Raw genomic sequence first — 13,043 nt, forward strand, 5'->3', positions numbered from 1 at the left:
TACAATGCGGGGATGAATCCGAAAGCTCACCAACCCGATAGTTTACCTGCTCCCGGCCCGAGCGCGCTCGCGCAGTCCGACGCGCTCGTCGCCGAGATCCGCGCGCAGCTCGACGCGGCCGGCGGATGGCTGCCGTTCGACCGCTACATGGAGCGCGCGTTGTACGCGCCGGGGCTCGGCTACTACAGCGGCGGTGCGCGCAAATTCGGCCTGCGCGCCGACGACGGCAGCGACTTCGTCACCGCGCCGGAACTGTCGCCGCTGTTCGCCGCGACGCTCGCGCGCCCGGTCGCCGAAGCGTTGGAGGCGAGCGGCACGCGCGACGTGATGGAGTTCGGCGCCGGCACCGGCAAGCTCGCCGCGGGGCTGCTCAATGCGCTCGACACGCTCGGCGCCGAATTCGACAGCTATTCGATCGTCGATCTGTCGGGGGAGCTGCGCGAGCGGCAGCGCGAAACGATCGCGGCGGCCGCGCCCGAACTGCTCGCCAAAGTGCGCTGGCTCGACGCATTGCCGGAGCGCTTCGAAGGCGTGGTGATCGGCAACGAGGTGCTCGATGCGATGCCGGTGCGCCTCTTCGCGCAAAACGGCGGTGTCTGGCACGAGCGCGGCGTGGTGTGGCGCGACGGCGCATTCGCGTTCGACGACCGCCCCGTCGCGGCCGCCGCGGACCGCGCGCTGCTGACCGAAATCGATACTGATCGCGAGAACGCCGCCGACGGCTACGTGACCGAAACGCACGAAGCCGCCCGCGCCTTCACGCGCACGATCTGCACGATGCTCGCGCGCGGCGCGATCTTGCTGATCGATTACGGCTTTCCGCGCCATGAGTACTACCACGACCAGCGCGCGCAGGGCACGCTGATGTGCCACTACCGGCATCGCGCGCACGGCGACCCGTTCCTGTACCCCGGTCTGCAGGACATCACCGCGCACGTCGAATTCACCGGCATCGCCGAGGCGGGCGTCGAGACCGGCGCGGACCTGCTCGGCTTCACGTCGCAAGCGCGCTTCCTGCTGAACGCGGGTGTCACTGAGGTGCTCGGCGAAATCGATCCCGCCGACGCCAGGCGTTTTCTGCCCGCGGCCAACGCGGTACAGAAGCTGCTGTCCGAGGCGGAGATGGGCGAACTCTTCAAGGTGATCGCGTTTTCGCGCGGACTCGACGATACGCTGCGGGCCTTTTCGAGCGGCGACCGCTCGCATACGCTGTGATTGTGAAGCCGCTCCGCTTCGAGGATTCGCGATGATTCGCTGGCTGTTGACTACCTTCGTTGCCGTCGCGGTGCTGTCGTCGTGCTGGCCCTGGCTGAGGAAGCTCGGCATCGGCCGGATGCCCGGCGACGTGACCTTGCGGCTGTTCGGCCGCGAGTATCCGTTTCCGTTCATGTCGACGCTGGTGCTGTCGATGCTGTTATCGCTATTGGCGCGGGTGTTGTAGACACCGCGCGCCGCTTCACGTTACCTCCGCTTCAGGCAAGCGCCGCTTGCACCGCGCGCACCCGCTCCTCATGCACGGCGTCCTTGATGCCCGCCGGCGCATCGGCGAGCCGCTTGGCGACCGCTCCCGCATCCACGCCTCGCGCGGCCACCAGCGCCACCCTCAGCCGCTCGGCCTGCGGGTACTCGCTCATCTCGAGGCCGAGCCGCCCGCGCGCATCGGACTCGCAGGCCTGTAGCGCCTCGGCGAAGCGCGCCGGCTTCCTGATCGCGTCGCTGCGCTCGAGCAGGCGCACCAGCGCCGCCGCCCCCATCTCCATCACGCGATGAATATTGCCGTGCTCGCGCGCGACCAGCACCGCGAGATCGCGGCACTCGTTCGGCACGCGCAGCCGCTCGCACAACGGCTTGAGCAGATCGACGCTGCGGCCCTCGTGGCCGATGTGCCGCGGCAGTTGCTCCTCGGGCGTGGTCGCCTTGCCGAGGTCGTGTGTCAGCGCTGCGAAGCGCACCGGCAGCGTGTAGCCCTGCTGCGCGGCATGGTCCAGCACCATCATCACGTGAACACCGGTATCGACTTCGGGGTGATAGTCGGCGCGCTGCGGCACGCCGAACAACGCATCGATCTCCGGCAGAACTCGCGCGAGCGCGCCGCAGTCGCGCAGCACGTCGAACATCCGCGACGGCTTCTTCTCCATCAATCCGCGCGACACTTCCTGCCACACGCGCTCGGCCACCAGCGCATCGGCTTCCCCGTCGGCGACCATTTCGCGCATCAGCGCCAGCGTTTCCGGCGCGACCGTGAATTCGACGAAGCGCGCCGCGAAACGCGCGATGCGCAGAATCCGCACCGGATCTTCGAGGAACGCATCGCTGACATGGCGAAAGAGCCGCGCCTGCAAGTCAGCCTGGCCGTTGAACGGATCGATAACAGGGCCGGTCAGCTCACCGTCCGGGCGCACCTCGCGCGCCATCGCGTTGATCGTAAGATCGCGGCGCGCGAGATCTTCTTCGAGCGTCACGTCGGGCGCATAGAAAAACTGGAAGCCGTGATAACCGGCCGCCGTCTTGCGCTCGGTGCGCGCGAGCGCGTACTCCTCGTGCGTCTGCGGATGCAGGAAAACCGGAAAGTCCTTGCCCACCGGCCGATAGCCCTGCGCGACCATCTGCTCGGGCGTCGCGCCCACAACCACATAGTCGCGGTCCTGCACCGGTACGCCGAGCAGCTCGTCGCGGACCGCGCCACCTACTGCATAGATATTCATGGGCATTCGTCTTGATAGGCGATCGCGTGCGTTTCACGGCGCGAGGCATCGATCCATGCATTGACGGCGGGCAGCCCGGTAAGCCGCGCGACATAGGCGGCCGAGGTCTGCGACAACGCCGGCTTCCACGTGTTGAAGCGCATCGCGACCGGCGCATACATCGCGTCGGCAATGCTGAATTCGCCGAACAGGAACCGACCGCCGTAGGTGTCGAGGCAGTCGCGCCAGATCGTCTCGATCCGCGCGATGTCGGCGAGCGCGCCGGGCGTCGCGTTCTTGCCCGGGAACGACGCACGGATGTTCATCCACATCTTCGAGCGCAAATCGCCGAAGCCCGAATGCATCTCGGCGCTGACGCTGCGCGCATGCGCGCGCGCCGCCGCGTCGCGCGGCCACAGCGCGTGTTGCGGGAAGCGCTCGGCGAGCGTTTCGGCGATCGCGAGCGAATCCCACACGGCCTGACCCGCGTCGTCGATCAGGCACGGCACTTTGCCCGGTCCACGCGGTGCCTGAGCGAGGATCTTCGCATTCGTGTCCGCTTCGTTTAGCAGGATCAGTTCCTCGTCGAACGGAATGCCGAAGTGCGTGAGCAGCAGCCACGGACGCATCGACCACGACGAATAGTTCTTGTCACCAATCAGCAGTTTCATGCTTGTTATCAGGGAGTGTTGGATGGGATTGTGCGAGGGTTCAGCGCCCCGCGCTGGCTCGGAACGTGTCGAGTCGCGACCCCGAGGACGCGCCGGTCAGATACGTCGGCACGATCGCTTCGATGCTGACCGGTTCGAGTCCGAGCTCCGGCGCGAGTGGCCCGCTCAGAATATTGGCGACCTTCATCGAATCGAGATTGTCGCGCGAAATCACCGGTTCGCCCGGCGCCAGTTCGAAGCTCAGCGCCTGCAGCCGCGCGAGCGGCTCGGGCAGACGGATGATGCGCGCATGCTTGCCGATCACGTCGCCGCAATACGACACCAGGTCTTCGAGCGTATAGACGGTGGGGCCGCCGAGCTCGTAGGTGCGGCGGCCCGCGCCATCCATATCGAGCACGTTGACGATCGCCTTCGCGACGTCGCCGACATAGACCGGCTGGAATTGCGCGTCCGGCATCGCGAGCGGGATGGCCGGAAACACGCGCTGCAAAAACGCGAACTTGTTCAGGAACGCGTCCTCGGGTCCGAACACGACGGACGGACGGAAGATCGTCCATGCGACGTTCGCCGCATGCACGGCTTTCTCGCCGTCGCCCTTCGAGCGCGCATACATGCTCGGGCCGCTCGGATTGGCGCCGAGCGCGCTCAGATGAATCAGCCGATGCACGCCCTTGCCTTCGCAGGCGGCGACGATGCGCGTCGGCAACTCGACGTGCGCATGCGCGAACTCCGGTCCATAAGGCTTGCCGCGTTTGCCGTTCAGGATACCGACGAGGTTGATCACGCAATCCGCTCCTTCGACGAAGCGCGCGAGCTGCACCGGATCGAACACGTCGGTTTCGAGCACGTCGATCGGCAGTGTGGTCAGATGGCGCGCGTTGTAGCGTCGCCGTGTGGCGACGCGCACATCCTTGCCCATTTCGACGAGCGAGTTGACGAGGTAGCTGCCGATGAATCCGGAGCCGCCGATGACCGCGATAGCTTGATGTCGCATTTTTCGACTCCCTGATGGAAGCCGCGGCAACGGCTGGCGAAGCGCGCCGCAACCTCGAAACGAGATTGCGGCGGCAAGGCGCTTACGGTGCGATGTAACCCAGGCGCGCCTTCAGCGATTGCGGACGGCCTTCGAACAATGCCGCGTAGTAGACCGTGTTGGACAGCACATTCTTGACGTAGTCGCGAGTCTCCTGGAACGGAATCGTCTCGGCGAACACCGCCCCTTCGACCGGGCGCTGCAGCGACTGCCGCCAGTTGCGCGGACGGCCCGGACCTGCGTTGTAGCCAGCGGTGGCCAGCACGGCGGACCCGTCGAACTGATTGTAGATCATCGCCAGGTAGTTCGTGCCGAGCAGGATGTTGGTGTTGATGTCGTTCATCTGCTCGCGCGAGAGCGGGCCCAGACCGATTTTCTTCGCGACCAGCTGCGCGGTGGCCGGCATCAGCTGCATCAGTCCGCCCGCGCCGACATCCGAGCGCGCATTGATGATGAAGCGCGACTCCTGACGAATCAGCCCGTACGCCCACTCGACGTCGAGCCCGCTCGACTGCGCGTCCTGCTCGACGATGTTGCGGAACGGCGATAGATAGCGCAGTGAAAAATCGTGCTCGCTCTTCGTGCGGTCCGCAGTGTTGACGGTGCGGTCGTACAGCTCGATACGGCGCGCGTACTCGGCGGCCGCCAGCAGTTGCCGGTCGGTCATGCCGCGCAGCGGCCAGTTCCACTCGCGATTGCCTTCGAGCCGCAGATTCAGCGCATAGAAGCGCTGCGCCAGATCGAAGCCCGGCGTGGTGCCGGCCTGCTGCACTTCGGCGTCGGTGACCGTGGTTTTCGGCGGCACGGTGATCTTCTGGCCGAGTTCTTCGAGCGCAAGCTGGCCGTAGAAATTGAAGTTCGACGCGATCGACTGGAATTCCTGGTTGGCCGTCGCGGTGTCGCCGGCCTGCTTCAGCGCGCGCGCATGCCAATACACCCACGACGGCTGCTTGCGCAGCGACTCGGGCATCTGTTCGATCGACCAGCGCACCATGTTCCAGTCGCCGGCGAGCAGTGCGCTGCGCGTGCGCCATTCATACGCGGGATTCGACAGCGGCGCGTTCGCCGACAGCCGGAACCAGTCGACCGCGGCAGGCATCTGCTTGAGCGCGCCCTGATAGCCGATCGTGCCCCAGCCGATTGCGCGCTCCGGCGAATTCAGCGACGGCGCGACCGATGCGAACGTGGCCGCGGCCATGGCCGGATCGTTGCGCGCCATGCGCGTGATCGCGAGCAGCGCCAGCTGATGCGATTGTGCGTCCGGTCCGACGCCGCGCGCGAGCAGCAGCGGCGGCGTATTGGCGGCCTGGCTGAACAGCACCGGGTCGGGCGGCGGGTCGCCGAGCGCGTCGACGAGCTTACTGCCGGTGTTCGTGTAGTTCTGCTCGTACGCGAGACGGATCTGCGCCCAGACGTCGTCGCTGCTGAACTGGTGGTTCACGCCGAGCACCGTGATCAGATCGACGCAACCGTCGCCGTACCACTTCGGATCGACGAGCAGCGCGCGTGCCGCGTCCGCGACGTTCTCGCCGCGCGACGCGCGCGATTCGAGCGCGTAGCACTTGACCTGAGTGTCGTCGTCGAGCACGAACTTCGCGTACTGCTGGTCGAAGTTGCGCCAGTCGTGGCGCGTGCCGAGCACGGTCAGATAGTCGTTGCGCATGCGATCCGCGATCGCCTGGCCGTCGTACTTCTGCAGGAACGCGAGCACCGGCGCATCCGGCGCGTCGATGCGCGCATGGCCGGTCGAATCGAACAGCTGCGGCTTGATCTGGAAGTACTCCAGATACGAGGGCGCCGGATAATCCGGGATCATGCTCGCGAGCTGGGCTGCGCGCGCTGCGTCGTTAGTGCGCGCGGCTTCGCGAAGCTGGACGAAAATCTGGTCGTCGTTCGTGAGTTGGGAGATCGGGAGGGGCTTGACGGCCGAGGCAGTACTGCAGGCCACGAGTGCCGCTGCGGCCAGCGCGATACCGGCCGCGCGATATACTCGAAAAAGGCGTTTTGACATCGTTGTTTCTGGAGCGCGAATTGGACCCAAGCATAGCATGCAACCCTGTCCCCGCAACCAAAAAGGCGCTGCGCCGGATGTTGCTGGAAAGCCGTCTGCAAGCGGCTTCCGAGCCGTCGAAGAATGCCGCGCTCGGGCGTCGAATGCTCGACGCGCTGAAGCACTATGCGGTACGCAGCGCCGGATTCTACTGGCCGCTCGCCGGCGAGTTCGACGCGCGCGGCGCGATCGGGATCTGGCTCGCCGCGGATTCGCATCACGAAGCCAGTCTGCCAATCATTAAGGAACGTGGCATGGCACTCGAATTCCATGCGTGGACGCCCGCGACGCCGATGAAAATCGGTCATCACAAGATTGCCGAGCCCACTTCGGGGCGCGTCGTGCTGCCCGAGCTGCTGTTCGTGCCCTGCGTGGGTTTCGACTCGGACGGCTATCGGCTCGGCTATGGCGGCGGCTATTACGACCGCACGCTGGCCGCCTGGCCGACCGCGCACAAGCCGATCACGGTCGGCATCGCGTACGAAGCGTGCCGCACCGACACGCTGGAACGCGAGGCGCACGACATTCCGCTCGATCTGATCGTGACCGAAGCGGGGTTTCATCCGGCGCTGCCGGACTGAACTCGCGATGCGCGCCGTGTGACGCTCGGCGTTTTCGCGCTATTTCGTCGTTACAGCGAAGCGGCCGCGCGCGCCGCCGTGTCGTACAGCCCCGACGCATTGCGCATCAACTGCGCGGCCTCGCCGATCTGCTGGTTGGTCAGGCCGCTTTCCTTGAGCGTCGAGATCAGGCAGTTCTCGCGCACCTCGCGATACTTCAGGCATAGCTCGCGGCCCGCGTCGGTTGCGGAAAAAAACACTTCCTTGCCGGTCTTTTCGCTTTTTACGTACCCTCTAGCTACGAGCTTTTTCAACGCGTAAGTCGCGACGTGCGTGTCTTCGATGTTCAGCACGAAGCAGATGTCCGCGAGCTTCTTGCGGCGCTCGCGATGGCTCACGTGGTGCAGCAGCGACACCTCGATCGCGGTCATGTCCTTGTCGCCGGCCGCCGACATGCAGCGCACCATCCAGCGGTTGAACGCATTGCCCGCCATGATCAGCGCGTATTCGAGTTCGGACAGCTCCGCGCTGCTCTCGGAGACGAGGTGTTCCGACGAAACGATCTTGGTGGGATGACGCGTCATACGAGGTTCCCGTGACGAATTGGGATGGAAAAGTGTCGCAAGTGTACGACGATGCCCCGTCGCCGACGAGCCTGGCAAAAACGCTTATTGATAAATCGTCAATATTTTATTGATAATGTACGCTCGAAACGTTGCCGACTCCGTGCCGGACATGCGCCAACGCGCCGCGCAGTCCGTCTCATTTTCCGACTCGATCCGGGCCGCCCACTCATGAGCCAACCACGAATCTTTCCGCTCGGCGATACCGCGCTCGTCTGCGAAGCTCCCCCGCCGGCCACGCTGGAGTGCCAGCAGCGCGTGTGGGCCGCCGCTGAAGCCGCGCGCGACTGGCCGCAGGTGCTCGAGGTCGTGCCCGGCATGAACAATCTGACGCTCGTGTTCGACCCGCTCGCAACCGACGCCGACGCGCTCGGCGAGCAGTTGCTGACCGCCTGGAACGCAGCGGAAGAAACCGCCGCGCCCACACGCGACGTCGAAATTCCGGTGCAGTACGGCGGCGCATTCGGCCCCGATCTCCAGGCGGTCGCCGAACATACGGGCTTGAGCGCGCGCGAGGTCGTCGAGCGTCATGCGGGCGGCGCCTACGTGGTGTTCTTTCTCGGCTTTCAGCCCGGCTTCGCCTATATGGGTGGGCTCGATCCCACGCTGCACACGCCGCGCCGCGCGTCGCCGCGGCTCGAAGTGCCGGCGGGCTCGGTCGGCATCGGCGGCGAGCAGACCGGCATCTATCCGGCGGTGTCGCCGGGCGGCTGGCAGCTGATCGGCCGCACCGAAGTGGCGCTGTTCGACCCGGCGCGCCGCCCGCCCACCCTGCTGCAGCCCGGCGACCGGGTGCGCTTCACGATCGCGGGGATGCACGCATGATCGACGTGATCCGCGCGGGTCTCCAGACCACGATTCAGGACCTCGGCCGCCACGGCTACCGGCATCTCGGTGTCGCGATGGGTGGTGCGCTCGACCGGTTGTCGCTCGAAGTCGGCAACCGGCTGGTCGGCAATCGCCCCGATGCGGCCGGCCTCGAAATCACCTTCGGACCGACCGTGCTGCGCTTTCTGCGCGCAACGCGCGTGGCGATCGCCGGCCCCGACTTCGGCTCGACGCTCGACGGCAAGCCGGTCTATTCATGGTGGAGCCTGCCCGTGCAGGCCGGCCAGGAGCTCGTGCTGAACGCGGCGAAGCGCGGCATGCGCGGGTATGTGTGCGTGGCGGGCGGCATCGACGTGCTGCCGATGCTCGGCTCGCGCAGCACCGATCTCGCCGGCCGTTTCGGCGGACTCGGCGGCCGCGCGCTCAACGATGGCGACCGTCTGCCGGTCGGCGCGCCGCCGCAGCGCGGCCACCTCGGCTTCGCGCCGGAGGCGCCCGCGTTCGGCGTGAAGGCGCCCACATGGTGCAAGTTCGTGCTGGTCCCCGAGCCGCTGCGGCGCGGCCGGCATCCGTCGGGCGTGCCGTGGGCGATACCGATCCGCGTGCTGCGCGGCCCCGAATACGACAGCTTCACCACGGATGCGCAGCAGTCGTTCTGGTCCGACGAGTGGCTCGTCACGCCGAACAGTAACCGCATGGGCTACCGCCTTGCCGGCACGGAACTAAAACGCACGCACAAGACCGATCTGCTGTCGCACGCGGTGCTGCCCGGCACGATCCAGGTGCCGCCGAACGGTCAGCCGATCGTGCTGATGAGCGACGCGCAGACCACCGGCGGCTATCCGAAGATCGGCGCGGTGATCCAGGCCGATCTGTGGAAGCTCGCGCAAGTGCGCCTGAACGCGGCGGTCCGTTTCATCCCGACGACGCCCTATGAGGCGCGCCAGGCTTTACTGGAAGAACGCACGTATCTGCGGCAGATCGATGCCGCGATCGCGATGCATGAAGAGCGTTGCACGCGCCAGGCGGCGCTCGCGGCGCTGTAACGGTGAATAAAGGAATCCCCATGGAAATCGATCTGAACGCCGATCTCGGCGAAGGCTGCGGCTCCGACGAGGCGCTGCTCGACCTCGTGAGCTCGGCCAACATCGCATGCGGCTGGCATGCGGGCGGACCCAACGCGATGCGCGATTGCGTGCGCTGGGCCGTGCAGAAAGGCGTGTCGATCGGCGCGCATCCGAGCTTCAACGATCCCGAGAATTTCGGCCGCAAGGAAATGGATTTGCCGGCGGGCGAGATCTACGCGGGCGTGCTGTATCAGCTCGGCGCGCTGTCGGCGATCGCGCAGGCCGAGGGCGGACGCATCGCGCACGTGAAGCCGCACGGCGCGCTGTACAACCAGGCCGCGCGCGACGCGAAGATCGCCGACGCGATCGTCTCCGCGGTGCACGACTTCGATCCGTCGGTGGCGGTGTTCGCGCTCGCCAACAGCGGGCTCGTCAGCGCCGCGCGCAACGCGGGCCTGACCGCGATCGAGGAAGTGTTCGCCGACCGCGGCTATCGCGCCGACGGCTCGCTGGTGCCGCGCAAGGAGCCGGGCGCGCTGCTCGACGACGAGGACGAAGTGCTCGCGCGCACGCTTACGATGATCCGCGAGCAACGCGTGAAGGCCGTCGACGGACAGTGGGTGCCGTTGAAGGCGCAAACCATCTGCCTGCACGGCGACGGCCCGCACGCGCTCGCGTTCGCGCGACGCATTCGGGACGCGCTCGCCGAGGCCGGCATCGAAGTGCACCCGGCGGGCGTCGCACGCGTCTGAGCGTTCGCATCGCCACCGTGCACACCGCGCGCGGTGATGCCCGCTGCAAACCCGCCGATGCCGACGCACGCGCATCCGCGGGGTAGGTGAAGAGAGTTGCGGCCGCAGAGCCGCGGCAGCACGCCGGCGCATGGGGCCGCATGCACCGGTTCACGTCAGCCGCCACCCGCGGCGAAGTTGAATTACCTCTTTGGAGACCCTGATGCAGACAACCGTCAGTTTATGGCCGCTCATCGGTGTGGCCGTCATCATCGTTGGCTTTCTGTTGCGCTTCAATCCGATGCTGATCGTCGCCGTGGCCGCGATCATCACCGGTTTCGCCGCGCATTTCCCGCCGGAGAAAATCCTCGCTCTGATCGGCACCGGCTTCATCAAGACACGCAATATCCCACTGATCATCCTGCTGCCGCTCGCGGTGATCGGCCTGCTCGAACGACACGGCCTGCGCGAGCGTGCGCAGGCGTGGATCAGCGGCATCAAGGCGGCGACCGCCGGGCGTCTGTTGATCGTCTATCTGGCCGTGCGCGAGCTGACCGCCGCGGTCGGTCTGACCGGGCTCGGCGGCCATCCGCAGATGGTGCGTCCGCTGATCGCGCCGATGGCCGAGGGCGCGACCGAGAACCGGTTCGGCAAGATCAGCGACGCGGTGCGCTTCCGGCTGCGCGCGTTCTCGGCCGCAACCGACAACGTCGGGCTCTTTTTCGGTGAGGACATCTTCGTCGCGTTCGGCGCGATCGTGCTGATGACGACCTTCCTGAAGGAAGCGGGCATCGTCGTCGAGCCGATTCACGTGGCGGTGTGGGGCATTCCGACCGCGATCAGCGCGTTCATCGTGCATGGCTTCCGGCTCTGGCTGCTCGACCGGCGGCTCGAGCGTGAATTGCGCGGCAAGGTGCCGGACGGTACTTCGAGCGCGAAAGCGACTGCCACATCGACGCCGTCGTCGGGCACGCGTGCTACCGGAGACGAAGCATGACCTTCACGATCACCTATCTGTTCTGGTTGCTCGGCATCGTGCTGCTGATCGTCGGCGGCATGATCGTTATGGACCGCCAGCATCCGCGCCGCTTCACCGCGGGCGGCTTCTGGATTCTTTACGCGCTGATCTTCCTGATCGGCGACCGCCTGCCGCCGGCCGTGGTCGGCGTCGCGGTGATCGCGATGGCGCTGATCGCGGGCTTCGGCGGCGTCACCGCGGGCAAGCCGAAGACGCTGTCGCTCGAAGCGCGTCAAGCGAGCGCCGCGCGTCTGCGCAACAGGCTGTTCGTGCCCGCGCTGACGATTCCGATCGTCACCGTGATCATCACGTTGGCGGCAAGTCATCTTGTGTTCGGCGGTGTGCCGTTGATCGAGAAGGCCAACGTCACGCTGATCGGCTTCGGTCTCGGCTGCGTGATCGCGCTCGCGATCGCCTGTGTGATTACACGCGACACGGTCGGTCAGTCGATGAAGGAAGCGCGCCGCCTCGTCGATGCGCTGTCGTGGGCGGCGGTGCTGCCGCAGATGCTCGGCATGCTTGGCCTGGTGTTCTCGGACGCGGGCGTCGGCAAGGCGGTCGCGCACGTGACGACATCGTATATCAGCCTCGACTACCGCTTCGTTGCGGTGGCCGTGTACTGCATCGGCATGGCGCTGTTCACGATGGTGATGGGCAACGGCTTCGCCGCGTTTCCGGTGATGACGGGCGGCGTCGGCGTGCCGATCCTCGTCGGCGTGTTCCACGGCAACCCGGCCGTGATGGCCGCGATCGGCATGTTCTCCGGCTACTGCGGCACGCTGATGACGCCGATGGCCGCAAACTTCAACATGGTGCCGGTCGCGCTGCTCGAATTACCCGACAAGAATGCGGTGATCAAGGCGCAGATTCCGACCGCGTTGACGCTGCTGGTGATCAATATTTTTCTGTTGAATTTCTTGATGTTTCTGTAGTGTTTTTTTGAACCTTTTTCTTCGTATCGACGAGGTGCTGCCCATCTGAGGCAGTACCTCGCCGTCCGGAAGCTTCAGATGTCCAATCAACGGCGATGCGTACGACGCAAATGACTAACGATCGCTAACAAAGCAACGGCCAACATCAGCGAGACAAAAAAACTGACAACGAGCAACGTTGCGACGATGATGTCCGTGTTGTTTTCTCCGCCAACCGAATCCAGCATTTCGAAAAGCGGGGCAAAAAACTCAGAGCCCGCGCCGCTCGCAAACCATTCATCAATACCCGGCATGCGGGCAATTCCCACTGCGATGGGCAGCGTCATCGCCAGTGCGAGCGCAACACAAATCAGCGCCTTTTTCATTTCACGTCGATGGTACCGTAGTATCTGGTCGTCGTCCCGGGGATAAACGCGGGCGGCTGTGCTTTAAAGTATGACCGCAGCGCCTTGAACTGCTCGCGGGACGAAAGCGTAATGCAACCGTCGCTTTCTCCGGATCGCCCTACCGGGTGTAACCGAAAGTTTCCGCGTCGCACACCGTCTACGAACGTCCAATCATCAATGTGTTGCTCATAGCGATACAGAGCAAACCATTCCCTGCGATGCGTGTCCGCCAATAGGTCTTTGACAGCATCCCAGAGCCAACCGAGATGCCCCCCGCTTTCCCTATCGACGATGTAGTACTCGCCTTTGGGAATAGCGCCCGCGCTTACCACTTTCGCGGAATCTGGGTCATCGATATATCGCCCTTTACCTGAAAATGCAGGGACACCACCAAAACCGGGACAAAGCAAACTCGACATCGGGCGTCGATTTAATGTGAAAGTGCAAGATACAGGCATTT

General features: G+C 65.4%; 15 protein-coding genes. 8 read left to right on the forward strand and 7 right to left on the reverse strand.

Features of this window, described 5'->3' with window-relative positions; translation table 11 throughout:
• Positions 1–12 precede the first annotated feature (12 nt).
• Together ACLFKU_RS34760 and ACLFKU_RS34765 are read left to right on the forward strand one after the other, a co-directional pair.
• Positions 13–1,215: a class I SAM-dependent methyltransferase gene (locus ACLFKU_RS34760; RefSeq protein WP_410852165.1), complete on the forward strand. Its 1,203-nt coding sequence runs from the start codon at positions 13–15 to the stop codon at positions 1,213–1,215.
• Positions 1,216–1,246: 31 nt separating this feature from the next.
• On the forward strand, positions 1,247–1,441 hold the full coding sequence (locus tag ACLFKU_RS34765; RefSeq protein WP_018418711.1) for a DUF2905 domain-containing protein: 195 nt from the start codon (positions 1,247–1,249) through the stop codon (positions 1,439–1,441).
• A gap of 31 nt (positions 1,442–1,472) precedes the next feature.
• Here ACLFKU_RS34765 and ACLFKU_RS34770 read toward each other — a convergent pair whose 3' ends face one another.
• The 4 genes from ACLFKU_RS34770 to ACLFKU_RS34785 form a co-directional block, all read right to left on the reverse strand.
• Positions 1,473–2,705 carry a multifunctional CCA addition/repair protein gene (locus ACLFKU_RS34770; RefSeq protein ID WP_410852166.1) on the reverse strand — a complete coding sequence of 411 codons (1,233 nt, stop codon included), beginning with the start codon at positions 2,703–2,705 and terminating at the stop codon, positions 1,473–1,475.
• On the reverse strand, positions 2,702–3,355 hold the full coding sequence (locus ACLFKU_RS34775) for a glutathione S-transferase family protein (protein ID WP_410852167.1): 654 nt from the start codon (positions 3,353–3,355) through the stop codon (positions 2,702–2,704). Before ACLFKU_RS34775 ends, ACLFKU_RS34770 begins: the two co-directional genes overlap by 4 nt.
• Before the next feature lie 40 nt (positions 3,356–3,395).
• Positions 3,396–4,349: a complex I NDUFA9 subunit family protein gene (locus tag ACLFKU_RS34780; RefSeq protein ID WP_368586363.1), complete on the reverse strand. Its 954-nt coding sequence runs from the start codon at positions 4,347–4,349 to the stop codon at positions 3,396–3,398.
• 82 nt (positions 4,350–4,431) lie between these two features.
• On the reverse strand, positions 4,432–6,399 hold the full coding sequence (locus tag ACLFKU_RS34785; protein WP_368586362.1) for a lytic transglycosylase domain-containing protein: 1,968 nt from the start codon (positions 6,397–6,399) through the stop codon (positions 4,432–4,434).
• Between the two features lie 77 nt (positions 6,400–6,476).
• On the opposite strand from ACLFKU_RS34785, the gene ACLFKU_RS34790 reads away from it, so the two are divergent.
• Positions 6,477–7,019: a 5-formyltetrahydrofolate cyclo-ligase gene (locus ACLFKU_RS34790; protein ID WP_410852168.1), complete on the forward strand. Its 543-nt coding sequence runs from the start codon at positions 6,477–6,479 to the stop codon at positions 7,017–7,019.
• Between the two features lie 50 nt (positions 7,020–7,069).
• On the opposite strand, the gene ACLFKU_RS34795 is transcribed toward ACLFKU_RS34790, so the two are convergent.
• Positions 7,070–7,582 carry a winged helix DNA-binding protein gene (locus ACLFKU_RS34795; protein WP_018418717.1) on the reverse strand — a complete coding sequence of 171 codons (513 nt, stop codon included), beginning with the start codon at positions 7,580–7,582 and terminating at the stop codon, positions 7,070–7,072.
• A 210-nt stretch (positions 7,583–7,792) separates the two neighbouring features.
• On the opposite strand from ACLFKU_RS34795, the gene pxpB reads away from it, so the two are divergent.
• The 5 genes from pxpB to ACLFKU_RS34820 all read left to right on the forward strand — a co-directional run bounded on the left by pxpB (position 7,793) and on the right by ACLFKU_RS34820 (position 12,197).
• Positions 7,793–8,446, forward strand: a complete 654-nt coding sequence (gene pxpB, locus ACLFKU_RS34800) for a 5-oxoprolinase subunit PxpB (RefSeq protein ID WP_368586360.1) — start codon at positions 7,793–7,795, stop codon at positions 8,444–8,446.
• Complete coding sequence (locus ACLFKU_RS34805) at positions 8,443–9,495, forward strand: biotin-dependent carboxyltransferase family protein (protein WP_410852169.1); 1,053 nt, start codon at positions 8,443–8,445, stop codon at positions 9,493–9,495. The genes pxpB and ACLFKU_RS34805 overlap by 4 nt, the downstream gene beginning before the upstream one ends.
• Positions 9,496–9,515: 20 nt before the next feature.
• Positions 9,516–10,268 carry a 5-oxoprolinase subunit PxpA gene (gene pxpA, locus ACLFKU_RS34810; RefSeq protein ID WP_410852170.1) on the forward strand — a complete coding sequence of 251 codons (753 nt, stop codon included), beginning with the start codon at positions 9,516–9,518 and terminating at the stop codon, positions 10,266–10,268.
• A gap of 202 nt (positions 10,269–10,470) precedes the next feature.
• On the forward strand, positions 10,471–11,244 hold the full coding sequence (locus ACLFKU_RS34815) for a DUF969 domain-containing protein (RefSeq protein ID WP_368586357.1): 774 nt from the start codon (positions 10,471–10,473) through the stop codon (positions 11,242–11,244).
• Positions 11,241–12,197 (forward strand): DUF979 domain-containing protein, encoded by a 957-nt coding sequence (locus ACLFKU_RS34820; protein ID WP_368586356.1) that lies wholly within the window; start codon positions 11,241–11,243, stop codon positions 12,195–12,197. Before ACLFKU_RS34815 ends, ACLFKU_RS34820 begins: the two co-directional genes overlap by 4 nt.
• 86 nt (positions 12,198–12,283) lie before the next feature.
• Here the strand turns inward: ACLFKU_RS34820 and ACLFKU_RS34825 are convergent, their stop codons facing one another.
• Positions 12,284–12,562: a hypothetical protein gene (locus tag ACLFKU_RS34825; RefSeq protein WP_410852171.1), complete on the reverse strand. Its 279-nt coding sequence runs from the start codon at positions 12,560–12,562 to the stop codon at positions 12,284–12,286.
• Positions 12,559–13,041, reverse strand: a complete 483-nt coding sequence (locus ACLFKU_RS34830; protein WP_410852172.1) for a DUF2778 domain-containing protein — start codon at positions 13,039–13,041, stop codon at positions 12,559–12,561. The genes ACLFKU_RS34825 and ACLFKU_RS34830 overlap by 4 nt, the downstream gene beginning before the upstream one ends.
• Positions 13,042–13,043 lie beyond the last annotated feature (2 nt).

Source organism: Paraburkholderia sp. EG304, from assembly GCF_046543485.1.
GTDB classification, from domain to species: Bacteria; Pseudomonadota; Gammaproteobacteria; order Burkholderiales; family Burkholderiaceae; genus Paraburkholderia; species Paraburkholderia youngii.

Coding starts and splice junctions, on each gene's coding strand:
- ACLFKU_RS34760 (WP_410852165.1), top strand. CDS start 13: ATGAATCCGAAAGCTCACCAACCCGATAGTTTACCTGCTCCCGGCCCG.
- ACLFKU_RS34765 (WP_018418711.1), top strand. CDS start 1,247: ATGATTCGCTGGCTGTTGACTACCTTCGTTGCCGTCGCGGTGCTGTCG.
- ACLFKU_RS34770 (WP_410852166.1), bottom strand. CDS start 2,705: ATGAATATCTATGCAGTAGGTGGCGCGGTCCGCGACGAGCTGCTCGGC.
- ACLFKU_RS34775 (WP_410852167.1), bottom strand. CDS start 3,355: ATGAAACTGCTGATTGGTGACAAGAACTATTCGTCGTGGTCGATGCGT.
- ACLFKU_RS34780 (WP_368586363.1), bottom strand. CDS start 4,349: ATGCGACATCAAGCTATCGCGGTCATCGGCGGCTCCGGATTCATCGGC.
- ACLFKU_RS34785 (WP_368586362.1), bottom strand. CDS start 6,399: ATGTCAAAACGCCTTTTTCGAGTATATCGCGCGGCCGGTATCGCGCTG.
- ACLFKU_RS34790 (WP_410852168.1), top strand. CDS start 6,477: ATGTTGCTGGAAAGCCGTCTGCAAGCGGCTTCCGAGCCGTCGAAGAAT.
- ACLFKU_RS34795 (WP_018418717.1), bottom strand. CDS start 7,582: ATGACGCGTCATCCCACCAAGATCGTTTCGTCGGAACACCTCGTCTCC.
- pxpB (WP_368586360.1), top strand. CDS start 7,793: ATGAGCCAACCACGAATCTTTCCGCTCGGCGATACCGCGCTCGTCTGC.
- ACLFKU_RS34805 (WP_410852169.1), top strand. CDS start 8,443: ATGATCGACGTGATCCGCGCGGGTCTCCAGACCACGATTCAGGACCTC.
- pxpA (WP_410852170.1), top strand. CDS start 9,516: ATGGAAATCGATCTGAACGCCGATCTCGGCGAAGGCTGCGGCTCCGAC.
- ACLFKU_RS34815 (WP_368586357.1), top strand. CDS start 10,471: ATGCAGACAACCGTCAGTTTATGGCCGCTCATCGGTGTGGCCGTCATC.
- ACLFKU_RS34820 (WP_368586356.1), top strand. CDS start 11,241: ATGACCTTCACGATCACCTATCTGTTCTGGTTGCTCGGCATCGTGCTG.
- ACLFKU_RS34825 (WP_410852171.1), bottom strand. CDS start 12,562: ATGAAAAAGGCGCTGATTTGTGTTGCGCTCGCACTGGCGATGACGCTG.
- ACLFKU_RS34830 (WP_410852172.1), bottom strand. CDS start 13,041: ATGCCTGTATCTTGCACTTTCACATTAAATCGACGCCCGATGTCGAGT.